The sequence below is a fragment of the Desulfonatronospira thiodismutans ASO3-1 genome (assembly GCF_000174435.1).
Lineage (GTDB): Bacteria > Desulfobacterota > Desulfovibrionia > Desulfovibrionales > Desulfonatronovibrionaceae > Desulfonatronospira > Desulfonatronospira thiodismutans.
This window is the reverse complement of sequence record NZ_ACJN02000003.1, coordinates 998,780-1,021,057: the sequence shown is the minus strand read 5'-3', so window position 1 is coordinate 1,021,057 and position 22,278 is coordinate 998,780. Positions and strand designations below refer to the sequence as shown.

Annotated in this window: 17 protein-coding genes and 1 tRNA gene; 7 read left to right on the top strand and 11 right to left on the bottom strand. The window is 52.9% G+C overall.

Features of this window, described 5'->3' with window-relative positions:
* Positions 1-270: 270 nt before the first annotated feature.
* The 3 genes from DTHIO_RS16665 to DTHIO_RS16655 all read right to left on the bottom strand — a co-directional run bounded on the left by DTHIO_RS16665 (position 271) and on the right by DTHIO_RS16655 (position 3,105).
* Positions 271-1,572 carry a hypothetical protein gene (locus DTHIO_RS16665; protein ID WP_008871428.1) on the bottom strand — a complete coding sequence of 434 codons (1,302 nt, stop codon included), beginning with the start codon at positions 1,570-1,572 and terminating at the stop codon, positions 271-273.
* An 18-nt stretch (positions 1,573-1,590) separates the two neighbouring features.
* On the bottom strand, positions 1,591-2,796 hold the full coding sequence (locus DTHIO_RS16660; protein WP_008871427.1) for a tyrosine-type recombinase/integrase: 1,206 nt from the start codon (positions 2,794-2,796) through the stop codon (positions 1,591-1,593).
* A 220-nt stretch (positions 2,797-3,016) separates the two neighbouring features.
* Positions 3,017-3,105 (bottom strand) — tRNA-Leu (locus DTHIO_RS16655).
* Positions 3,106-3,164: 59 nt separating this feature from the next.
* Between DTHIO_RS16655 and DTHIO_RS16650 the strand changes: the two genes are divergently transcribed.
* The 4 genes from DTHIO_RS16650 to thiL all read left to right on the top strand — a co-directional run bounded on the left by DTHIO_RS16650 (position 3,165) and on the right by thiL (position 8,567).
* Positions 3,165-4,490: an alkaline phosphatase family protein gene (locus tag DTHIO_RS16650; protein WP_008871426.1), complete on the top strand. Its 1,326-nt coding sequence runs from the start codon at positions 3,165-3,167 to the stop codon at positions 4,488-4,490.
* Positions 4,491-4,534: 44 nt separating this feature from the next.
* Positions 4,535-4,768: a type II toxin-antitoxin system Phd/YefM family antitoxin gene (locus DTHIO_RS16645; protein WP_008871425.1), complete on the top strand. Its 234-nt coding sequence runs from the start codon at positions 4,535-4,537 to the stop codon at positions 4,766-4,768.
* A gap of 586 nt (positions 4,769-5,354) precedes the next feature.
* Positions 5,355-7,496 carry an ATP-dependent helicase gene (locus DTHIO_RS16635; RefSeq protein WP_008871424.1) on the top strand — a complete coding sequence of 714 codons (2,142 nt, stop codon included), beginning with the start codon at positions 5,355-5,357 and terminating at the stop codon, positions 7,494-7,496.
* Positions 7,497-7,619: 123 nt separating this feature from the next.
* Positions 7,620-8,567, top strand: coding sequence for a thiamine-phosphate kinase (gene thiL / locus DTHIO_RS16630; protein ID WP_008871423.1), 948 nt, complete (start codon positions 7,620-7,622; stop codon positions 8,565-8,567).
* A 67-nt stretch (positions 8,568-8,634) separates the two neighbouring features.
* Here the strand turns inward: thiL and DTHIO_RS20655 are convergent, their stop codons facing one another.
* Positions 8,635-9,960, bottom strand: coding sequence for a (Fe-S)-binding protein (locus tag DTHIO_RS20655; protein ID WP_008871422.1), 1,326 nt, complete (start codon positions 9,958-9,960; stop codon positions 8,635-8,637).
* Between the two features lie 225 nt (positions 9,961-10,185).
* On the opposite strand from DTHIO_RS20655, the gene DTHIO_RS16615 reads away from it, so the two are divergent.
* From DTHIO_RS16615 to DTHIO_RS16600, 3 genes are all read left to right on the top strand, one after another.
* Positions 10,186-10,557, top strand: a complete 372-nt coding sequence (locus DTHIO_RS16615) for a sirohydrochlorin chelatase (RefSeq protein ID WP_008871421.1) — start codon at positions 10,186-10,188, stop codon at positions 10,555-10,557.
* Between the two features lie 280 nt (positions 10,558-10,837).
* Positions 10,838-11,641, top strand: a complete 804-nt coding sequence (thiM, locus tag DTHIO_RS16605; protein WP_008871420.1) for a hydroxyethylthiazole kinase — start codon at positions 10,838-10,840, stop codon at positions 11,639-11,641.
* A complete protein-coding gene (locus tag DTHIO_RS16600; RefSeq protein ID WP_008871419.1) occupies positions 11,642-12,427 on the top strand; it encodes a nitrilase-related carbon-nitrogen hydrolase in 786 nt (261 codons plus the stop codon).
* Positions 12,428-13,084: 657 nt separating this feature from the next.
* On the opposite strand, the gene DTHIO_RS16590 is transcribed toward DTHIO_RS16600, so the two are convergent.
* From DTHIO_RS16590 to DTHIO_RS16560, 7 genes are read right to left on the bottom strand one after another with little or no spacing between them, the layout of a single operon-like run.
* Positions 13,085-14,041 carry a TIGR03943 family putative permease subunit gene (locus DTHIO_RS16590; protein WP_008871417.1) on the bottom strand — a complete coding sequence of 319 codons (957 nt, stop codon included), beginning with the start codon at positions 14,039-14,041 and terminating at the stop codon, positions 13,085-13,087.
* A gap of 9 nt (positions 14,042-14,050) precedes the next feature.
* Positions 14,051-14,953 carry a permease gene (locus tag DTHIO_RS16585; RefSeq protein ID WP_008871416.1) on the bottom strand — a complete coding sequence of 301 codons (903 nt, stop codon included), beginning with the start codon at positions 14,951-14,953 and terminating at the stop codon, positions 14,051-14,053.
* Positions 14,954-14,979: 26 nt separating this feature from the next.
* Entirely contained in the window at positions 14,980-16,038 is a 1,059-nt protein-coding gene (locus DTHIO_RS16580; RefSeq protein WP_008871415.1) for a protein-tyrosine phosphatase family protein, read from the bottom strand.
* The gene (locus DTHIO_RS16575) at positions 16,019-18,412 is read right to left on the bottom strand and encodes a PEP/pyruvate-binding domain-containing protein (RefSeq protein ID WP_008871414.1); all 2,394 of its coding nucleotides are present in this window, start codon (positions 18,410-18,412) and stop codon (positions 16,019-16,021) included. The genes DTHIO_RS16580 and DTHIO_RS16575 overlap by 20 nt, the downstream gene beginning before the upstream one ends.
* The gene (locus tag DTHIO_RS16570; protein ID WP_008871413.1) at positions 18,412-18,789 is read right to left on the bottom strand and encodes a response regulator; all 378 of its coding nucleotides are present in this window, start codon (positions 18,787-18,789) and stop codon (positions 18,412-18,414) included. The genes DTHIO_RS16575 and DTHIO_RS16570 overlap by 1 nt, the downstream gene beginning before the upstream one ends.
* Positions 18,767-20,848 carry a two-component system sensor histidine kinase NtrB gene (locus tag DTHIO_RS16565; protein ID WP_008871412.1) on the bottom strand — a complete coding sequence of 694 codons (2,082 nt, stop codon included), beginning with the start codon at positions 20,846-20,848 and terminating at the stop codon, positions 18,767-18,769. Before DTHIO_RS16565 ends, DTHIO_RS16570 begins: the two co-directional genes overlap by 23 nt.
* The gene (locus tag DTHIO_RS16560) at positions 20,841-21,764 is read right to left on the bottom strand and encodes a phosphate/phosphite/phosphonate ABC transporter substrate-binding protein (protein WP_008871411.1); all 924 of its coding nucleotides are present in this window, start codon (positions 21,762-21,764) and stop codon (positions 20,841-20,843) included. The genes DTHIO_RS16565 and DTHIO_RS16560 overlap by 8 nt, the downstream gene beginning before the upstream one ends.
* Between the last annotated feature and the right edge of the window lie 514 nt (positions 21,765-22,278).

Genomic DNA, 22,278 nt, shown 5'->3' with positions numbered 1-22,278 from the left:
AGGTACTGCCTGGGAGCTAAAAAGATTCTGGCCAGAATGAAGAGCCTGGCATAGCCAGATATGGTGTGGAGGAGGGATCAGCAGGACTGGGCATTTCCTTGTTGTTGAAATGAGCAGCAAGGAGGCGTCATTTTTGTTTCACTGTCGGAACAAACGCATGAAAAAAAGCCTTATATAAGATCCGTAAGTGCGGTTCTGTGAGAGGGGTGAGGTGAGTATGATCAACCCACCTCACCATACTCGATGCAGTATATTGTGGCAGAAAGGTTTTTATTCGAATTTCCAGTGCAGGTCCGGGGAGGGCCTGTATTTTATGTGGCCATGTGGAGTTATGTTTTTTTTTAGATGGTCTCCAAGTTCCTGATTATCTGTTAAAATTGTTTGTATTGCTTCATTCAGTCTTTTTCCAACAGTGTTGACTATCTTTTTTTCTGTTTTGTTGATATGGCCATATTTTTTTGTATAGTAAAGATTTTTAAATTCTGAATCATAGAACTCTTTTTCTTTCATTAGCTCTTCAAGCAAGACATAATTTTTATTTCTTCTTGCATCTTCGATTTCTTCTTCCATTTCTAAATATCGTTCTTTGTAATCTTCGAATGCCTTTTCGTCAGGGGTAGAACCTACTGACTCGTCAATCTCATTTCTAATTTCAACATTGTCTTCGCTATTTATATTGTTTATCTCAGTTAGAGGTGTGGGGTTTAATTCATGTAAAATCTCTTTATGGCTTACTTCATTCCCTTTATTTTGAAGTATATATCTTAAATATATAAATCCTCTTTTTTTAGTGTATGTATTTGTAATTTGGTTATATGTTACAATGAAGTGATTTCCATTGTCTATAAATGATGCATCAAAAAAATCATCGTCCATGGTAATTTTTGTTTGATCTCCAGGTAGTACATTCTTGTTGATATTTATACACAAGTCCGTACTTTTTTGTATAAAATCATGGAAAGTGTGTTGAAACTTTTCTCTTAACTTTGTCAGAATATATTGGTCTTCTATTTTATCATGCTGCTCAATTCTATTTGAAAAATATTCGATCCTGCTACACAGGACTTGCAACTTCCTGTTGACCGTGATTTTGTCATTCAAGCTTATAGCTTTATCGTTGCTAAAGATTGCTGTAGATTCACTCTGCTGCGCGTGAGTAACAAAGTGCTTTGATACTGTTATGTAATCGCTCGGGATGTTTTTCCAATTTACAGTGACAAGGTGAAAATCCCATTCATCCCAATGATTGTATTCTGGTGGTGGAGGGTTGAAGTATGTACCTGCAAGCGCATCTCCAGTCAGCGAAAAAAGTTTCTGGTTAAATGGTGGCTTTAAGTATTCTTTTAACTCCTCATATTGCTGCGTGTAACGATCCAGATCCAGGACTTCAATGACCAGGATATATGTTGTTTTGTATCTTGGCAAAAAGGCAGCCAACCTGGGTGTGTTTTTGTACAGGGTTACTTTGGTAGCGTGCAAATAGGGGAAGTGGCTTAAGATTTTTTCTGCAAACTCCTGCACCATATCCAGGTTTAGAAGGGGGAACAAATTCTTACTTGGAGACTGTGGCATAAATCACCCTGTCAAAGATTAACTGTTTGTATTATTGAACTTTTTCGCAGTCTTGCCAGTCTTCAGGTCGTCAAGATAATCAGCCCAAGCCTGCATCATTTTTGTCCTCTGATCAAGATATTCGGCTCGGTTGTATATCCCTCGGATTTTATTTTGATCCACATGGGCAAGCTGAAACTCGATGATATCAGAAGGCCAGCCCATTTCATGCAGCCTGGTGCTGGCCATTGTTCTGAAGCCGTGTGCGCATAATTTCTCCTGGGGATAGCCCAGTCTCCTGAGAGCAGCATTGAGGGTGTTTTCGCTCATGGGTCTGGAATTGGTTCTTATGGAGGGGAAGACGTAATGGCCGGCTCCGGTAAGAGGGTGTATGTCTTTCAAAATCTTTACAGCTTGCCCTGATAGGGGGACCAGGTGCTCTCTTTTCATTTTCATTCGCTGGGACGGTACATACCATAGCGCTTCATCAAAATTGATTTCTGCCCAACTGGCTTGACGGAGTTCGCCGGGCCGGACAAAGACCAGGATGGCTATTTTGAGGGCACAAAGCACGGTGTATGAGCCTGTAAACCCGTCTATGGCCAACAACAGTTCTTTTATCTCGTCCGGCTCAGTGATGGCAGGCCTGTTTGTTTTGGGGTGTGCGGTCAAAGCCTTGGAAATATCTGCTGCAGGGTTATGTTCAGCACGTCCGCTTGCCAGTGCAAATATGAAGATGTTCGAGCACATTTGAGCCAGCCGGTAGGCAGTGTCAGTTACTCCTCTGGCCTCAGCCTTTTTTAATACTTCAAGGATTTCTCGTGCGGTGATTTCTTTTATTGGGCGGTCTTTAAGATAAGGTAGCACGTCGATTTCAAGCCGTCTGTAAACTTTTTCAGCATGTCCAGGCGTCCAGGTTGATTTCTTGGCTCTCCACCACTCGTCGGTAATAGCCTTGAAAGTATTTTCTTTCTCAGCTTTCTCAATTTTTTTGATGTAGGCCGGGTCTTTTCCTTCAGCTATCTGTTGCCTGGCTATGCTGAGTTTTTCCCGGGCTTTGGCCAGGCTGACATCAGGGTATTTTCCAAGAGCTAGCAGCTTGTTTTTCCCGTTAAACCTGTATTTAAAGCGCCAGAGTTTTCCGCCTGCAGGAGTGACCTCTAAATACATGCCGTCTTTATCTTTAACCCTGTATTTAGTGCTGCCGGGTTTGAGTCCTTTAACCTGAACGTCAGTCAAACTCATCTGAAACCTCTTTTATGTTAAATGATTTCAGCATGTTAAATTGTATTTGCGGGTATTTTTTCAGGAAAAAACTTCGATTGAGTGCTTATACCCGTTATTATACCCGCAGGATTTATTGGATGTCAACGGATAAAGCTGGACAAGTATGCACTAAAAACCGAGTGTGTACGGGCTTTTATGAGGGTTGTTTTTTGTCGCTGGACAGTGCTGGATTGGATGATGGTGCCCGGGGCCGGACTCGAACCGGCACGGAGCAAAGCTCCAAGGGATTTTAAGTCCCTGGCGTCTACCAGATTCCGCCACCCGGGCGCGGGGTTTGGGGGAAGGCCTGCATTGATTGCTGTAGATAAATCATTTATCCTGCCCTGATGCAATCGTCAAGATATCATTTGCTGGGCCGGGGGGTAAATGCCGGGCTGGAAAGGGGGTTGGACCGCAAGACGGTAATACTGGGCCTGGACGGGCTCTCCCTTGGTCTTGCCGGGAGCCTTTGCCGAAAAGGAGTATGGACAAACATGAAAGAGCTGCTGGATTCGGGCAGCTGTATGGGCATCACCTCGGAACTGCCGGAAGTCTCCCCGGTGAACTGGGCCTCTTTTTTTACCGCCAGGGGACCTGAAGAACACGGTGTTTACGGGTTTACCCATATTGATCCCCAGAGCTATCAAATGGGGCTGACCGACTTTAGTTGTGTAAGAACGGATACCGTATGGGATTACCTGGCCAGGGCCGGTCAGACATGCAGGATAATCAACCTGCCCTGTACATACCCGGCTCCGGAGCTAAAGGGCATGCTCGTTTCCGGGTTTGTGGCTCCAAGCCTGGAAAGGGCTGTGTACCCCGGGGCGCTTTATCCAATACTCAGCCAGAAAGGCTACAGGCTGGAGGCTGATACCACCCTTGGCCTGGACAGACCAGACAGGCTCATTGAAGAACTGCACCTGACCATCAGCTCCAGACTCATGGCCCTGGATCTTTTCTGGCCGGATCAGGCCTGGGATCTTTTTATAATCGTCTTTACCGAGCTGGACCGCCTGGGGCATTTTCTATTCCATGCCCTGGAGGATGAAAAGCACAGTCTGCACAGCGACTGTATGGGTCTTATGAAATCCCTGGACCGGGCCGCAGGGGAAGTTTTGTCCAGGTTTGAGGATCTGCCAGGCCCCAAGAGGCTTATGTGTGTGGCTGATCATGGTTTTGCCGGGCTTATCACCGAGGTGGATGTAAATGCCCTGTTAATGGCGGAAGGTTTTTTAAGCCTGTCCCGCCCTCCCGGCGACGAGCTGGACCCCGGGTGTATGCATCCCGAGAGCCGGGCCTTTGCCCTGGATCCGGGAAGGATTTATATCCATGACCGGGGCAGGTTTGCCCGGGGCAGGGTGGATCAGGTGGAGCGGGCAGAGGTGATCAGGCAGGTCAGAGAGTGCCTGCAGGCGCTTGAATACCAGGGCCGAAAGGTCATGGATCATGTGTATACTGCTGACGAGATATACCCCGGCGGTGCGGGCATGCCCCCGGATATCCTGTGCGTGCCCGGGGCCGGTTTTGATTTGAAGGCCAAGTTTGACCGCAGGGAGGTTTTCGGTCATTTTGGCCGGACAGGAACACATTGCAGGGATGATGTATTTTTCTATGACTCCCATGGATATTCTCCGGGCCGGGTGCGTGATGTATTGCGGCTTTTGTTGACTTGACCAGGTGGATGGCTTATTTTCTATGTCACTATAGGAGTTATGTTATGGATACGATCAATGTACATGAGGCCAAGACACACCTTTCCCGCCTTATTCAGAAAGTTTTGCAGGGTGAAGAAGTGATAATTGCCAAAAAAGGCAGGCCATTGGTGCGAATGGTCCCTTTTGATCAGTCAAGGCAAAAAAGGGTGCCCGGATTATCCAAAGGCAGCATCAAGATGCGGGAAAACTTTGATGAGCCTTTACCTGACGATATTATCAGAGCGTTTGAGGCATGAAGATTCTACGGGGCACCATCAGAAAAGGAAGGGATCTCATACAACCACCCCCGGCCCCTCCTTGGCTAAGGAGGGGAGTTTACGCCGTGCACGTAATCCTATCCAGCGGGGCAGGTTGTCAGGTATCTGTTTAGCGCTTTTAAGGAAAGCAGGGGACAGGCACTCCGGGACCCACTTGAGCATCATTTTGTGCTTAAAACATCTCATTTTTTGGGACAAGTGGGTCCCGGAAGAGCCAGTCCCCATGCCACATGCAAAGCGCTAAACAGATACGTTGTCAGATAAAGTTACCAACATGTTGGTTTGAAATTTGTGCTAAGTCTAAAAGACCAATGGAAGGACATCGTTCAGACGCAGGTAAAGAAGAATTTCATTGAAATGTTGAACATCACCCTTGAACATACTTGGGCATTGCAAGGATTGGATCCGCTGCACAAGGATCCTTTCGACCGTCTATTGATTGCTCAATCCTTATGCGAATCTCTTGTTCTGGTTTCAAAAGATCCTCTCATTCATCAGTACCCGCAAGTTTCAGTTCTCTGGGAATAAAGACAATCTACTCTAAATTTCAAATGTAATGTAAGCCATGATAGATTATGAAAAAAGTCTGAACCCGGCGCAGCTGGAGGCGGTGACCACTACCCGGGGTCCGGTGCTGGTTATTGCCGGTGCCGGCAGCGGCAAGACCCGGACCATTGTTTACCGCCTGGCATATCTTGTTGAGCAGGGAGTGCCTCCCGAGAGCATCCTGCTTCTAACCTTCACCCGCAAGGCCGCCTCCCAGATGCTGCGGCGCGCCGGAGAGCTTTTGAACCGGGAGATGGGCATGGTCAGCGGGGGGACTTTTCACGGGTTCAGCTATATGATCCTGAAGAAGTTCGCCCCGGCCCTGGGATTTCCCCAGGGGTTCTCGGTGATGGATGCCGCTGACGCTGAGGAGCTTTTCAAGGGCGTGCGCAATGAGCTGAAAGTAGGACAGGGGGACAAATCCTTTCCCCGCAACCGCACAATCCTTTCTTATCTAAGCAAGGCCCGCAACAAGGAAGTATCCCTGCAAAGCATTATCGAATCCGAGGCAGCCCATCTGCACGACTATCTGGAAGACTTCAAAAAGCTGGAAGAAGCCTATTTACTGGAGAAACAGAAGCAGGCCCTGCTGGATTTTGATGACCTGCTTTTTTTCCTGGAAAGGCTCCTCACGGACAATCCAGAGGTCCTGGAATACGTGCGCAGTGTGTACGGCTACGTCATGGTGGACGAGTACCAGGACACCAACCTGGTCCAGGCCAGGCTGGCCAGGCTCATCGCCTCGGATCAGGGCAATATAATGGTTGTGGGGGACGACGCCCAGTCCATCTACGGCTTCCGCGGGGCGGACGTGGGCAATATCCTGGATTTTCCGGGCACCTTTCCCGGGGCCAGGGTGATCAAGCTGGAGCAGAACTACCGCTCCACCCAGCCGGTGCTCAGTCTCACCAACTGCATTCTGTCCAGCATGGGCCAGAAATACGAAAAAAATCTCTTTTCCACACGTACCGACGGGGCCAGGCCGGAGCTCATCACCCCGTCAAGCGACATGGCCCAGGCCGGGGCTGTTCTTTCCCGGGTGGAGGAGCTCAGCAGCAGATACCCCCTGCACGATATAGCTGTTCTTTTCCGGGCGGCGTACCATGCCTATCCCCTGGAGGTGGAGCTGAACAAGGCTTCCATCGGCTACCAGAAATTCGGGGGCATGAAATTTTCTGAGGCGGCGCACATCAAGGATGTCTTGTCCCTGATGCGCATGGTCCAGGACCCTCCGGAGATTCTGGCCTGGAAGAGGGGGCTGGGGCTTTTGAAGGGGGTGGGTCCCAAGACCGCCCAGCGCCTGTACCAGGCCTACTGCACCTCTTTGACCTCAGGGGATGGTTCGGAGCTGAAAAAGTTCGAGACCAAAAACGAGCAGTTCGCCGGACTCATGGAGCTTCTGCGCAGGCAGAAGAACCTGCCGGCCAGTCCTTCCAGTTTTTTGACGGAGGTGCTGGATTTTTATCGACCCTTCCTGGAGGAAAAGCACATGGAGGACCTGCCCAGGCGGCTAAGCGGTCTGGAGCAGCTGGAGCAGATAACCTCTGCCTACAATCATCTGGAAGCCTTTCTGGCGGACATGGTCCTGGAAAATTCCGACCCGGTGGGGATGCAGGCCAGGGAAGACGCCCTGGTACTGTCCACAATTCATTCGGCCAAAGGGCTGGAATGGTCTGCGGTGCTTTTAATCGACCTGGTGGAGGAGCGCTTCCCCTCCAGGCGGGCCATGCAGGACCCGGATGACATGGACGAGGAGCAAAGGCTTTTATACGTGGCCTGCACCCGGGCCAGGGATTACTTAGGACTTTTTGTGCCTCAGAGCATCTACCAGCGAAGCACCGGCTTCAACCAGCGGGTCTGGCCCAGTCCCTTTGTGCGGGAAATCGATACGTCTTTGTACAGCAAGGTGAAAGAGCAGGCCGGAATTTTCTCCGGGGAAAAAAAGAATCCGCAAGGTGATGGGCCGCTGCCGGGGGAGGTAAGCCCCCGGTCCAGCAGGCGCAGTCAGACGTCAGCTGTGCCGGCCGGGGGGTACTGCCGGCACAAGGTCTTCGGCCGGGGCAAGGTGGTCCAGGCCCTGCCGCCCAACAAGTACAAGGTCAATTTCCCCGGGGTGGGGCTCAAGACCATAAGCGGTGACTACCTGAATTTTGAAGAATAATCGTAACTGTTCACCTTAATGATTATGACCTTTAGTGGTCCGGAAATTCGGCCCCTGGCTTTTCGTCCGCAGGTGCTCAATAGTTACGAATAATCCAAATAATCCATAAACCAACCATTGCTTATGCTTAAATCCGAAGATCATTTTCTGGAAATAGTCAACAGCCTTTTCCCCAGGGAGCATCCGCACATGGTGGTGGGCAGGGGTGACGACTGTGCAGTTCTCAAGTGTCCTGCAAGCCTGTGCATGAGCAGTGATCTCTTCCTGGAGGACGTACACTTCAGAACCAGGTATTTCACCCCGGAAGACATCGGGCACAAGGCCCTGGCGGTGAACTTAAGCGACCTGGCGGCGGGCGGGGCCAGGCCCCTGGGCTTCAACCTCAATCTCATCTGGCCGGTATACCTGGACGAGGAATTCTGCAGAAGCATGCTGTCTTCAATGGCTGAGCTGGGGGCAAAGTTCAAGCTGGCCCTCACCGGAGGGGACTTGAGCTTCGGCAAATCCCTGGGTCTTGCCGTGTGCATCTGGGGAAAAAGCCCTGCCAGACAGATGCTAAGAGGTAAAGCAGAGCCCGGGGACGTACTTTTTGTCGTGGGCAAGGCAGGCCTGGCGGCATGCGGGCTCAGTCTGCTGGAGGAAAACGATCCCGGACTGGACAGGTATCCGGAATGCGTGGCTCAACACCTGAGACCCAGGCCCCTGGTGCGCGAGGGGCAGGTATTGGCCGGGATAGAGGAGGTCAAGGGTCTTATGGACGTCTCCGACGGCCTGGCCCGGGACCTGCCCAGGTTCTGCAGGCGGGGAACCGGGGTGGAGATTTGTTCGGATTTCAGGGTTCATCCTGAGGTTGCATTTTTCTGCCGGGACAGAGGCCTTGATCCTCTGGCCACGGCGCTCAAGGGAGGGGAGGATTACGCCCTGCTGGGAGCGTGTACACGTAAGGGGTGGGATACGGTCAAAAAAAAGATTCTGGACTGCAGAAGGCTGGGAACAGTTACGGATAAGCCGGGTATATTCCTGCAGGACAGGGAGCTTGGCCTCAAGGGCTTTGATCATTTTGAAAAGTAACGGCCTGCACAGTTCGCACAGGCCGTTACTGATTTAATTGCTGCGAAATAATCAGGTGCAGCGCATATTATTCGTCTGGCGGCAGAGAACATTCGTTTATGCCGCATTCGCTCAGGCTGGCATCCAGGTAAGCCCTTTCATCAGGACCGAGGATGCCCATGGACAGGGCCATGACTGTCCACAGGTGAACACATTCGTAGCCTCCTTCAAAGTGGTGGGAGAGGTCGTGTACCTGGGAGTGGCAGTTGTGACATGGTGTAATCACATATTTAGCCCCGGTTTCCATGATCTGGTCGTGTTTGACCTTGCCGTAGCTCTGACGGGCTGACTTCAGACCAGCTTGAAGGAATCCACCGCCTCCGCCGCAGCAGAAGTTGTTGGATTTGTTGGGCCAGGTGTCCACGAAGTTTTCTTCGCCCACGCAGGCCTTGAGCACGTAACGCATATCATCGGCAATGGAGTCGCCGAAGGTTTTGCGCACCATGTTGCAGGGGTCCTGTACTGTGAACTTGATCTTGAGGTCCTTGTTCCAGTCCGAGGAAAGCTTGATCCTGCCTTCCCTGACCCAGTCGGCATAGAGCCGGATTATGGATTCGATTTTGAATTTGTGAGGAATGTTGAACTTTTCCAGTCCGAACCGGACTGCGTAGAGTTCATGCCCTCACTCCGTGTTGAGCCAGTATTCACAGCCCAGGGCGTCTACGGCCTCGGCCTTTATGCGAACAATTTTTTCCCACTCAGCATCGTTGGCTGCGAACATACAGTAGTTTTCCGCGGCCCAGCCGGCTCGGCCATAAGTCCAGTCTGCCCCTGCCTCGTGCATGATTTTCCATAAGGGAACCATTTCGTCGGGTTCTGTCATGGGCTCGCGGGAGTTCTGGTTGAGAAAATACTTGGCCCCCTTACGGTCAAAAGTGACCTGCAGGTCCTTGTATCCGCGCTGCTGACTGCGGACCTGCTCCAGGGTTTCTTCCACGGCCTCGACGAAATCTTCTGAGGTTGCTCCCATGGAACTGGTGGCATCGTCGATCATGGCCGCTTTACAGGATTGCACGATTCCCCTTGGCTTTTTTTCCTCGGGCCAGGTTTTGCGGGCCTGGAAAACAAGCTGGGGGATATTGATCTGCATGGGACATGCATGAACACACCTGGTGCACATGGTGCACATCCAGACCCAGGGGGTGGAGGTTACTTCTTCATCCATGCCCAGGGCTGCCATGCGCAGGAACTTCCTGGGATCCATTCCTTCCAGCCCGGTGGCCGGGCAGCCGGAAGAGCAGGCTCCACATGTTAGACAAAGGTTTAAGTGCCCCTGTTCAGGCAACAGGTCTCTAACCTTGTCCAGAAAGGTTTCTTTGGGCTCTGCTCCCAATTTTAGAGCTGCATCTGCCATAGATGTCCTCCTTGGGGGTTTATTGTTAAATTTTTCTCAAGAGTTAGCAGAATATTGCAGAAAAATACGATAAAAATATCAGCTGGCCCCTTTAGCTCTTAGAATATGCTAAAAGCTGTAAGGATTCAACAAATATTTTTAATGGGCACAGATTTACATTTTTGAGGTGAAATGGCAAGCAGGAGTTTGCGGTTTTTTCTGTTCGGATAACCAGGAGGTTGATAGATGTCGGCACAGGCGCTTATTGTACTGGCTCACGGCAGCCGCAACTTCAGGGCCAACCAGGCATTTCTGGAGATGGTGGAGAAAGCGGGTCAGGAGAGCGGAGAGAAGAACATTTTCGGTGCCTTTTTTTCCCTGGCGGATCCGGGTCTGGAAGATGTGGTGCAGAAGCTCTGCCGGGAGGGAATTGAAAAGATAGTGGTTTTTCCCTACTTTCTTCTGGACGGCAGCCACGTGGAAAAGGATATCCCGGAACGTGTGCGGTTGATAGGTGAAAAGTTTCCACGGGTCAGTTTTGAAGTATTGAGCTCCCTGGAGCACGAACCCCTTATGAAGAGTATCGTAGTCGATAGGGCGAGGAGGTTGAGTATGTAATGGGGAATTGGGGGATTCGGGGAATGGGGCATAGAGCATAGAGCATGGGGCATGGGGCAGGGAGCATGGGGCCCCGGTGAAACCCCTGTCTACGACAGGGAGTCCTTTGGACTCCCGGTGAAATCCGCTGACGCTCGTACTGCTGTACATTTACACAGGATAAATGTTTCACGGGGTGAACATGGGGAAGAGAGAGTAAGGTCAAGTTGGGGTGAGCGAGCGGGAGATAAAAGAGGAGAGAGGGCTGGGCAAGAACTAGGGAAAGTCTGGGGGAATGGAAATGATTACATCTGAAAAGGTCTGGGAAAGGCTGGAGGAAATCAGGGAGAAAAGGCCACTGGTGCTCAACCTGACTAATATAGTGGTGACCAGTATTACGGCCAATGCGCTTCTGGCCCTGGGGGCATCCCCGGCCATGACCAGGTCGGAGCACGAAGTGGAGGAGCTGACATCTCTTGGTTCTGCACTGGTTTTAAACATGGGCACGCCATGTATGAACCAGGTCCAGGCCATGCGCCTGGGTGCATCCAGGGCGGTAAAGCTGGGTGTCCCGGTGGTGCTGGATCCTGTGGGGGCCGGGGCCAGCAAGCTGCGTGTGGATGCTCCCATGGAGTTTTTGAAAAAGGGCTGGGTAAGTATTCTGCGGGGCAATGCCTCGGAGATCATGGCCCTGGGGGGCTCCGGGGACAAGCCCAGGGGGGTGGACAGCCTGCATGGATCTGCCCTGGCCCTGGAAGCGGCCAGGGAACTTTCCAGTCGTTATGAATGCGTAGTCTGCGTCAGCGGGGAGAAGGACCTGGTGGTTTCCAGGGATAAGGTCCTGACAGTCAATAACGGCCACCCCATGATGACCAGGGTTACCGGGATGGGATGCTGCAGCACCTGTCTGGTGGCGGCATTTTCTGCCGTGGAAAAGGATTTTTTGCAGGCTGCGGCTATGGGCATGGCGGTCATGGGCCTGGCCGGGGAAAGGGCCGTCCAGGAAGCCAGTGGTCCGGGAAGCCTGCAGACAGGATTTCTGGATATTTTGTATGCAATGGATAAAGAGATGCTGCAAGGCATGCACATCAAGGAAGAGGTATAAATGGAGGCAGTAGCTGTCGGAGTTTGCCAGACCCGGGTGATGCGCCGGGTAAATGATATCCTGCCCTGGCTGGACCTGATTGAAAGGCAGCAGGGTCCCTGTCTCTGGGTGTTTCCTGAACTGTTCATGGGCGGATTTGATTATTTGCAAAGGGACCGCTGCCTGGAGATGAATCTGGAGGTCAGGCAGATAATGAGCGAGTTCGCATCCAGAACGGAGAATGTCCTGGCCGGGAGCTTCTGGGAGGAAAAGGATGGAAGGATATACAACGCCTTTGAGCTTTTCACTCCGGACGGGGAAAAGTGTTCGCCATACCAGAAACTGCACCTGTTTAAGCCGGGCAAGGAGAATATGCACTTTGAACCGGGGCGGCATGCACCGCAGTGCTTTGAATGGAAAGGCATAAAAATTGGTTTCGGTATCTGCCATGATCTGCGCTATCCTGAGCTTTTTCTGTACCAGCACGAATTCGAGCCGGATCTTTTTATACTCACGTCTCAGTGGCCCATGGCCAGGGTGGAGCACTGGCAGGCCCTTTTAAAGGCCAGGGCCATCGAGAACCAGTGTTACGTTCTGGGGTGCAACGGTACAGGGGCTTCCGAACTGGGGGACCTGGCCGGACATTCATGCCTGATTACCTCCTGGGGCAAAACCGTATTCAGCCTGAGCAAGGAAGTGGGGCTGAAGAAATCCGGGCTGCAGGCGGAAGTGATCCTCACGGACCGCAGGGGCTTCGACAGCCGCAGGTCTGATTTTTTTCTTGTGGATTTTGGGGGTATAAATTGAGGAATTGAGGTATTGAGGGATTGAGGGAGAGTAGCATGGGGCATGGGGAAGATGAAGATTTTTTGGCACTGGCAGCCGTGGGCTGCACACGGGCGGCTTCGCCGCGCACGGTTAAGAGTGGTGCCTGTCATGCAGAGTTTCTTGCCTGACATGCTGTCTGGGCTCTTTATTCTTCAAAACCGTGTGTGCGGAGCACCTGCCTGCCCGCTAAAATTCCGCAGGACAGCAAAGCGTATTTTAGTCGGGTGTGAAGCCTGTAGGCTTCCCGTGCCTAAGAAGATTTTTTGGCACTGGCAGCCGTGGGCTGCACATGGGCGGCTTCGCCGCGCACGGTTAAGAGTGGAGCCTGTCATGCAGAGTTTCTTGCCTGACATGCTGTCTGGGCTCTTTATTCTTCAAAACCGTGTGTGCGGAGCACCTGCCTGCCCGCTAAAATTCCGTAGGACAGCAAAGCGTATTTTAGTCGGGTGTGAAGCCTGTAGGCTTCCCGTGCCGGAGAAGATTTTTTGGCACTGGCAGCCGTGGGCTGCACACGGGCGGCTTCGCCGCACACGGTTGGGGAGTACGCCTGACGTCTACTTTCGCTGGTGATTACTGGCACCCACTGAATGGTTACGGGCGGTTTATGGTCAGGATGTTTCCTTGCCCTGTGTTTTTTCACTGCGCCTCCGGGTTGTATTGTTGATAGAGATAAGGGTAGACGTAGGGTGAATCCGGCGGGTCGATCTCCTGGACCTGCCTGGCGTTGATCATGATCATGTTTTGTCCCTGGACCCGGGCCAGGTCGATTTCGCCTTTTACGGTTATCCACTGGTCGCGTTCCAGGCGGTGCAGGTCTTCACCGCGGATCAGGGTGCCGTAGAATGTCGCATCCGCCAGACAGCAGGTAATGGCTGTCCTGGTCAGGGCGACTTCGTCCCTGCTCATGTGATCGTCGCGGTAGACAAATCCGGTAAGTTCTATTTCCCGGCCCTGGAATTCTTCCTGGTAAGCGGCGATGACCAGCATGACATCCAGGTGCCCTGAATCGCTGACCACGATTTTATCACCATCAATGAGCCTGTCAGCCAGGTCCCTATAGTAGTCCTCATCGTACCAGATGCCCAGTTCGTCGCGCAGGGCCTGCTGTTCTTCCTCCTGCACGTTTTGCTCTTGAGTTTCAAACTCGTATTCTTCCCACCATTCATGGTCAATTTCCCCCGGCTGATCCGTGTACTGCTGCCTTGTCTCTGAAGGGAGCTGATCAGAAGGGGTTGAGGCAACTTCCCGGTAGATTATGCCTTTTTTGTCCACCAGAGAGCTGTCCAAAAGCTTGGGCGGGACCAGAAAGCCGGTCAAAAGGGGCAGGCAGAAGAGGATATACATGGCGGTCCTGGAAAACTTCGAGGCATCCTCGTCGTGGGCGCAGCAGTCGCAGGCCTGGGAGGTGGTTTCCAGACCGCTTGATTCCGCCAGGATGAGCATGGCCCTGTAAGCCGCCAGCAGCAGAAATACAGTGGTGGAGAAGTAGAAAAAGGGCAGCATCTTGGGGGACAGGTAGTACAGGATGTCCCCGGTATATATGAGTTTGACCTGCAGGATGGCCAGGGCGAAAAGGATTATTGTCTTGAGCATGGCTTATTTTTACAACAGAAACTGCATGGTTACAACCAGTGTATAAACAGTGGCGGCTGCCGCGGCAATGAATAAAATAACGAAGCGCAGGGGAAAGTATCCCAGGAGCATGGCCGTGTTTTTAATGTCCAGCATGGGTCCGAACACCAGGAATGCCACGATGGACATGGGAGTGAAGGTGCCGGCGAAGGATGCGGCCACAAAGGCATCCGCAGTGGAGCAAAGCGAGAGCACGTATCCCAGGAGCATCATGACCATGGGGGCGATAAAAGCGGATTCGGTAAAGGCCATGACCGCCTGCTGGCTCATATAGGTTTGAAAAAGCGAGGCCACCCCGGCCCCCAGGATGAAATATTTGCCGATGGTGAAAAATTCGTCAATGCTGTGATCCAGCACCCTTTTCCAGGTGCCGGGACTGAAGAAAGAGGGCCTGGAGTGTGTCTCTCCAGCCATGGGGAGATCCCTGGCAAAGGGGCGACGGCCGCCTGATTCTAAGGCCAGGTAGACAATAAAGCCCACAATAAGGGCTGCCGCAGCAGCCAGGACAAACCTGAGCACAACTACGTCCAGGTTGAACCTGAAGGCATAAAATGTAGAGGCCAGGACCACCGGGTTTAAAATGGGGGCGGCCACGAGGAACACTGTGCCTGCACTTATGGGCATGCCCTTGCGCACCAGTCCGCGCACCACGGGGATTATGGCGCACTCGCACACCGGAAAAACCGCGCTCAGGGCCAGGGCCGGAGGCAGGGAAAGTACCGGGTTTCGGGGCAGCTTTCTTCTGAAGAAGTCCGCGGGGATAAATACCAGTACCAGAGAGGAAAAGAGCGCTCCCAGGAGAATAAACGGGGCGGACTCGAAAACAATGCTCAAAAAGAGCATGGCCGAGGTGTGCAGGGTGTCCAGGGTCATTTACGGCAATACTTTGTCTTGTGTGTTCAGAGCTCTTTTTCAGGTGAAATCCGGTTGTTTCCCTCAGCACATTGCATGAGGATATGGAAAAAGTCCTGGACATACTTTCCGGAGATGACCCGGGTCAAGTCAAAATTTATGTCCTGCTGCAGAAACTGTCCTCCAAAGGCCAGAAAAAGGTTGCGGGAGAGCTGGCCTACCTGATCCATTATATCAGCATATTCTTTTGATCCCAGGTCGCTGTAATCGAAGAGGCGGCAGGCCAGGGGGCGGTGGTGGAAGAAAGAGCACTTGCGGTTCTGGTTCAGGGGGCACAGGGAACATTCCAGGGGCTCATCTCCCTCTCCGGTCCCGTTGGTTCCACAGGCCTTGCGGATGAGCTCCTGCCTGCTTTCCCGGGTTAAAACGGTGTTTATCTTGTGGGAGATGTAAACCGCCTCCACTAAGCTCACCCGGACGTCCAGTGAGCAGCACAGGATATGTTCTCTGCCGCACAGACGCCTCCCCTCCAGGTTTATCTCGACTCTGTTTAGCAGGACCTCCAGGTCCTTGAAGAAAGGGGTGAGATCCACAATGTTTTTTTGTTCCAGGCTGGGCTCACGGATCTGTAGCCGGCCCTGGAGACGCCCGTACTGCCTGAGCAGGCTCCACTGATTGTAGTTGGCCGGCTGGGAGCGCAGGGGATTTAGCAGTTTGTTTACCTTTCTGGAAGTCAGGCCCTTGCGCAGGAGGTAAGCCGCGGTGAGGGTGCCGGTGCGGCCGATGCCGTGGCGGCAGTGTACCAGGACTTTTTTGCCTAAGTAAATGGATTCGTCCATCCATTCCAGGGCGTTGTCCATGGTTTCCATGTCCGGGGTTTCCTCGTCCTCCACAGGCAGGTAGTAAACATCAAAGCCGGCCCGGCGTTCGATTTCCGGCAGGTCCGGGAACTCGGCGCACAGGTTCAGGATGGCGTCAATCCCGGCCTGCTTCAGATGCTGCAGGTGGGCGTGGGACATGGGTGCAGGGCCTACCGCCAGGTAGGGCGTAACCCAGCTTACCAAGCTGCTTTTTTTTTGTTTTTTTCTAAAGGGCCAAAGCTGCATCGATTTCCTCTATTATTTGCCTGGCCAGGTCGTTTACATCCAGCCTGTGCATGCTCATGTCCAGAAGCCTGGTCCTGCCCAGGAGGTAGCCCAGTACCAGCATGGACCGCCAGATAGCCTGCTCGTCCTCGCGGGCTGTTTCAGCGCTCAGCATATCTCCCTTGATAAAGCAGGTAAAGCCGAATTGTTCCAGGACGATTTTGATTGCCTCAAGCCTTAATATCTTCTGCTCTTCGCGGGCTCCTCCTCCCTTGAAGCTGAACTGGGCGTAGTTCTGATCCCTGTTAGAACTCATGAGGGAGTCCACCACTGCAAAATGGTAACCAAAGCGGATCTGGGCATGCATGTAATCCCTGGCCACCAGGGCATAGCTGCTGAGGGCAGCGGACTTGGCCGGGTCGAAGATGCCTGCGCTCATTCGGTCGAATTCCTGCCAGTCGAAATGCCAGGTGCTGTGATCCCACTTGATGCTTTTCCAGGTCAAGCCCTGAAACAGTGCCTGAAAGGGTTTGCTGGCCACCTGGTCCAGGGTGATGCGCTCCTGTTTTTCCGCTGAAGGGTGCAGCCCCTCTTCCAGGTCCAGGACACGAAAGGACATAGGAATCTCCAGCTCAAGGATTCTGGAGCTGCCCAGGCCTTTGCCCCTGGACCCGGACAGGGAGAACATTTCGCGGACCCCCATTTCATGGGTGAACCTGATGATATCATGCACGGAGCGGCAGTTCTGGGGGATAAAATCTTCTGACTGGGCGTCTTTCAGGTTCAGGGTGGAGATGCTTTTAAGCACTGAGCGCATCTTTTCGCCCATCCAGGTCTGCCTCTGGGTGGGAGCTGACTGTGCAGCCTGGGACCGTCCCTCGTGTACAGTGCCGCGATAACCGTCCACTGTAACCCAGAGGCCGTCTTCCCACTGCGGCATGTCTTTATCCACATTGATAACCGCCGGGACTGCCTCTTCCCTGGCTATAGTGGCCAGGTGACTGGCCGCACTGCCTTCCAGGGCTATAATTGCGCTTATCCTGTCCAGAACCGCTGTCAGTTCCGGATAGAGGCCTGGAGTAACTACGATGACATCTTTGGGAATCTGGGAAATGTTCTCCCGGGAGCGCAGCCTGAAAACCGGGCCCTGGGCCATGCCCGGAGAGGCCCACTGGCCTTTGCACAAGACCGGCAGGTCAGGTTCCAAACCTTTTTGCCCTTCGCTGGCACTGTGAAAAGGACGGGTCTGGACCAGGATGACTCGGTCCTGCTGGTCTGCTACCCACTCGATGTCCTGGGGAAATTCAAAATAATTTTCAAGCTCCAGGGCAAAGCGGTGCAGGTCTGGCAGATAGGCTGGATGATCACTGGAGGGGGCAGGCTCTTTGTCTTTTTCCAGGAAATATTCCCTGGCCCTGGCTTCCCCGCCCACCAGCTTGTCTCCCAGCCCGGAAACAGTGTAGATGCCCATATGTTCTGGATGATTCACATCTGAGGTGTAGATCACCCCGCTTTCCCGGGCCGGCAGCATTTCCAGCACCAGCACGGCCATGGACAGGAGCTCGTCGGGGAAACCGGCTCTTATGCGGTAGCTCAAGGCCCGGGGGGAGTATTTTCCGGCCAGGACTTCCTTGTAGGCCTGGACCCAGTTTTCACGGTCCACGTTTAAAAGGCTTTCGTACTGCCCGGCGAAGCTTAGCTCACTGTCCTCTCCAAAGGCGCTGGAACGAAAGGCCAGTCTTCCTTGAGGCATTTCCTGGAGCCTGTCCTGGAGGGCCAGGTACAGGTCCTGGGGGATTTCTGCATCCAGGACAAGCTGTTGCAGCTGCCTGGAGTATTCTTCCAGGTCTGCCGAGTCCAGGCAGATGTTCCCCAGGATTTCGTTTATGCGGGGGCGCAGATTGTTTGCGTTTAAAAAGTGATTGAAGGCCCGGGTGGTGATGCAAAAGCCCCGGGGAACAGGAAAGCCTTTTTTGCTGATCAGGGCCAGGTTGTGGGCCTTGCCTCCCAGAAGCTCCTGGCTGGCGTGCGGTGAGTCCAGGTTTAGAAACCAGGGGCGCTCATCCGGGCCTGACTGCACGTCGAGAGCAAGCTCCACGTAAAAGGAGACTTTTTTTTTGTAATCCTTGAGCACCCTGTAGCGAAGCGGATTCAGGGCCACCAGGCTCTTGACCAGCATGTCCACGTCCCGCAGGAGCTCTCTGCACAGCCTGGCCACCCGGGCATAATCACAGTGCAGGCCGCGGTAATGGATTTCCTCGATTTCGGCCATTTTTTCCAGGCAGTGCCTGTCCTGGGCCAGCAGGTCCCTGAAGTACTGGTATTTTCGGCGTAGCTGGGCCCCGGGGGCAAAGACCTGCCTGGACCAGTAGCCAAGGAGCTGGGTAAGCCACATCAGCCCGGCCCCTTTGCCTCATCGGCCAGGACCTGGGCCACCTTTTCCTCGAGTTCGTGCTTGTCTATGGGCTTGACCAGGTACTCGTCCGCTCCCAGCTGCAGAGCCCTCTGGGCGGTTTCCAGGGTGGGATATCCCGTGAGCATGAGCACCCTGAGACCGGGAGTTATCTTTTTGGCTTCTTCCAGAACGTCCACCCCGCTCATCTTTTTGAGCTTGATGTCCAGTATGGCCAGGTCCACGTGGTTTTCCCTGAGATGGGCGAAAAAATCGTCCTCCTCGGTGAAGGGATGCACTGTATGTCCTTTGCGTCCAAGAATCCTCTGCACCAGAATGGTGGCGTCCTGGACGTCGTCAAGTACTGCAATGACCGCCATCTTCGTTCTCCTTTTCAAGGGTTTTTCCTTCCAGGGGCAGCTCTACGATAAATACTGTACCCGGGCCGTAACTCGGTGATCTGGGAAAATCCCGGGGCAGGTATTCCACAGGCGGGGGGCTAAGCGCCGATATATCCCCGCCATGGTCCTTGATAATGCCGAAGGACACAGACAGGCCAAGCCCGGTGCCTTTGCCCACGCTCTTGGTGGTGAAGAAGGGATCGAAGATCTTGCTCAGGGACTCTTCTTCTATTCCTGCGCCGGTATCAGCTATGCTGATTATGATTCTCTGCCTGTGGGCGCAAAGCTTGGATTTGACGTATATAACTCCGTCCTGGCCTATGGCGTCTGCAGCATTGTTTATGAGGTTGAGCCAGACCTGCTTCAGGCGTTCGTGATCGCCGACAAAAGGAGGAATATTGGGGTCCAAAGATTTATAGATCCTTATATGGCTCAGGGACAGGACATGCTCCACCAGCTTGATGACTTCTTCCAGGGACCTGTTCATGTCCACAGGCTGGGAGGTGGACTGTGAATATCTGGAAAAGCCCAGAAGGTCGGCAACTATTTTGCGGCAGATCTTGGTCTGCTTTTCTATGGTCTTTAAGTCCTCTGCCCACTCATCATTTTCCACCTCTTCCAGAAGCAGCTGGGTATAGCCCAGGATAATCCCCAGGGGGGTGTTGATCTCGTGGGCCACCCCTCCGGCCAGGCGACCCAGGTCCTCCATTTTCTGGGACTGGATGAGCTGCTCCTGATACTTCTTGAGCATGGTTATATCCCGGGCGGTGAGCAACAGTCCGATAATGTTTTTTTCCTGGTCGTAAACAGGGACTTTGAGTACGTGCATCCATACTTCCCGCCCTTTTCTGCTCAGGGTCACCTCCTTGGACAGGGGCCTGCCTGTGGACAGAATCTGGCGGTCCTCGTGGTAGTTGCTGTCTGCCTGTTCTTCCGGAAAGATTTCAAAGTCCGTCCTGCCCAGGATGTCATCTTCTTTGAGATCGAAATAGTCGCAAAAGGCCTTGCTGGCAAACTGATACTTGAGATTTCTGTCCTGCAGGGTGATAAAGTCCGGGGTGACGTTCATTATTGTTTTGAGAAGCCCCTGCTGCTGGACAATGGTTTTTTCCCGCTCAATCAGTTCGTTGATGTGATTTTTTACAGTCAGGGCCATGACGTCAAAGGCCTCGGACAGGTCCTGGATCTCATCGCCTACCAGTTGTCTGTATACTCTGCATTTGCGGCAGTTTTCAATCTTTTGCCTGTGGCCTATGTTCTGGCAGTCCTCGCACAGGGTTTCCGGGATATACCAGCAGCGCCGTCTTGTGTCTGCGTAGGCGGGGCACTCCTGTTTGCCGCACTGCATTATTTCCCAGCAATGCCTGCGAGGCTCTGAGCTGGTCTGGATGTCCAGGTTGCCCTGTACCACCTCTTCAGCGGACCAGCGCAGCTTGTTCAGACGTCTGGTGACAGTGGTGGCGAACCAGGATGAAAGCACCAGGCCCAGGGTGAGCACCCCCAGGGTGGTCAGAAGAGCGGTCCAGCGCTGGCGCTGGATTAGAATCTCCAGGTGGTCCCTGGACAGACCCAGCCGCACCGTGCCCAGGTTCCTGTCTCCGAGAAGGACAGGAGAAGCGCAGTCGTATATGGTGCCTTTTTCCGTGGACAAAAGCAGAGGCTGAGGGTCTGAGGGGTCCATATTCACCTGGAGCAGGTCGGTGGGAAATCCTCCGGTAAAGGTATGGGACAAGACGTTACCCTCGGTGTCAATCAAGAAGACGTATACCACGTCTTCATACTGGGTGTGAACGTTGTCGATGAGGTTTTTCATCTGCAGGAAATCCGTGGCCAGTATGGGTTCGGCCAGACGGAAGGCCAGACCGGAGCTAAGGGCGCTGCCCCGCTTTTTGCCCTCTTCCAGAAGGGCGGTGGAGGCCATGTTGGACAGGGTCAGCCCGATTATAACGCAGCTTAAGATCAGCATGGCCGCCATGCCCAGGGTGATCTTGGTCCTGAACCTGAGCCGGAAAAGAAAGCTCTTCAACCTGTCAGTCAAGCTCCAGCCCTACCTTTTTGCTAAGATCCCGGATGGGATCGAAATCCTCATCACTTGAAGGGACAAAACCTTTGAAACGCGCCGCTTCCAGTATGTCCCTATGTTCGGGATCGTCGTAATCCAGTTTGAGCATGGCCTCTTTAATTTTTGCAACAGTTTCATCTGTAAGCCTTGGGCTGTGTGCGTAGACCCACCCCGGATACCACCTGCTGTGATCAATGACTTTGATTTGACGGGTATCGATCTTGTCTTCCACCACGCTCAGGGAGCCTTCCCGGATGGCACCGATATCATGCAGCCCGGAATAAACTCCGAGGATCACGTTTTCCTGCCTGCCTCCTGCAAATACAACTTCTGCAAAATCATCAAGGGTTATTTCGTGTTCCACAAAGTGGCCCAGGACAAAGAGGTATCCCCCGGCAGAGGAAGGATCCACTGCAACCCAGGAGGTGCCCTTGCAGTCTTCTAAGGTCTGTATTTCCTGGTTATCCCTGCGGGCTATAATCTTGCCCCGGAACTCGGCCCTCCCGTCCTCTTCAATAATGCGGGTGAAGGCTTCTCCGCCGAAGCGACCGGCCAGCTTGGCGTAGACAAAGGGGTTGGAAAAGGAAATGTCTATTTTTCCCTGGCCGAATTTATTTATATGATCGTCGAAAGTATCCGGAAACACCTGGCGGATGGACAGCCCGGTTTCCTGAGACAGGTACTCCACCAGACGGTTGTGCCGCTGAAAGGATTCCGTATGGGAGTACTGGGGAAGATAGGCATAAGTCAGTGCGGCGGCCTGGGGCCTGATGGAGATCTCCTCGCGTTTTTCCAGGCTCACCTTGACCGGGGTTTCGTCCTCGCCGCAGGAAAAAAGAAAACCCAGCGACAGGACAAGTAGCATCAGGCAAAGTACGCTTTTTTTGTGCATAAAGTCAACCTTTTCAATATCCAAAGCGGGCTACGCCCGCAACCCAATAAAGAAAAGAGCTATTTGACAGGATTAACCACGCCAAAGACGCGTGGCAGGCATAGATTAAGAGATTGATTAAGAGAAAACCATTTTTGTCCTGGCTCCCAGTTTAATGCCCTTCGGGCTTGCTCTGCGAGCAATTAAACGGGACAGGCGGAAGCCAGGCCAAAAGGTAATCACTCCGGCACTCACTTTTTAGGAGTAATCCCACCGGGGCGTAGACCCTATGGGCCGGAAGCTTTACTGAGTACTGTCCGGTACTCATGAATGCCGGAAGAAAGTGAGTGCCGGATGGCTAATGTAATCTGCGGCTTCCGGCCGCTGATTGCTTATCCTGTCAATCCTGTTAATCCTGTCTAAGTTTCTTGTTTTTTCTGACAGGATTTCAGGAATAAACCACTAACGCGGAATGTGCCTGCAGCCCAGTTATCTGTTTAGCGCTTTTAAGGAAAGCAGGGGACAGGCACTCCGG

Bases quoted from the DNA above. Each gene is read 5' to 3' on its own strand.
- DTHIO_RS16580 (WP_008871415.1), bottom strand. From the start codon at position 16,038: ATGCAGCTTTGGCCCTTTAGAAAAAAACAAAAAAAAAGCAGCTTGGTA.
- DTHIO_RS16650 (WP_008871426.1), top strand. From the start codon at position 3,165: ATGCAATCGTCAAGATATCATTTGCTGGGCCGGGGGGTAAATGCCGGG.
- DTHIO_RS16575 (WP_008871414.1), bottom strand. From the start codon at position 18,412: ATGTGGCTTACCCAGCTCCTTGGCTACTGGTCCAGGCAGGTCTTTGCC.
- DTHIO_RS16665 (WP_008871428.1), bottom strand. From the start codon at position 1,572: ATGCCACAGTCTCCAAGTAAGAATTTGTTCCCCCTTCTAAACCTGGAT.
- DTHIO_RS16615 (WP_008871421.1), top strand. From the start codon at position 10,186: ATGTCGGCACAGGCGCTTATTGTACTGGCTCACGGCAGCCGCAACTTC.
- thiL (WP_008871423.1), top strand. From the start codon at position 7,620: ATGCTTAAATCCGAAGATCATTTTCTGGAAATAGTCAACAGCCTTTTC.
- DTHIO_RS16645 (WP_008871425.1), top strand. From the start codon at position 4,535: ATGGATACGATCAATGTACATGAGGCCAAGACACACCTTTCCCGCCTT.
- DTHIO_RS16600 (WP_008871419.1), top strand. From the start codon at position 11,642: ATGGAGGCAGTAGCTGTCGGAGTTTGCCAGACCCGGGTGATGCGCCGG.
- DTHIO_RS16585 (WP_008871416.1), bottom strand. From the start codon at position 14,953: ATGACCCTGGACACCCTGCACACCTCGGCCATGCTCTTTTTGAGCATT.
- DTHIO_RS16560 (WP_008871411.1), bottom strand. From the start codon at position 21,764: ATGCACAAAAAAAGCGTACTTTGCCTGATGCTACTTGTCCTGTCGCTG.
- DTHIO_RS16635 (WP_008871424.1), top strand. From the start codon at position 5,355: ATGATAGATTATGAAAAAAGTCTGAACCCGGCGCAGCTGGAGGCGGTG.
- thiM (WP_008871420.1), top strand. From the start codon at position 10,838: ATGATTACATCTGAAAAGGTCTGGGAAAGGCTGGAGGAAATCAGGGAG.
- DTHIO_RS16590 (WP_008871417.1), bottom strand. From the start codon at position 14,041: ATGCTCAAGACAATAATCCTTTTCGCCCTGGCCATCCTGCAGGTCAAA.
- DTHIO_RS16570 (WP_008871413.1), bottom strand. From the start codon at position 18,789: ATGGCGGTCATTGCAGTACTTGACGACGTCCAGGACGCCACCATTCTG.
- DTHIO_RS16660 (WP_008871427.1), bottom strand. From the start codon at position 2,796: ATGAGTTTGACTGACGTTCAGGTTAAAGGACTCAAACCCGGCAGCACT.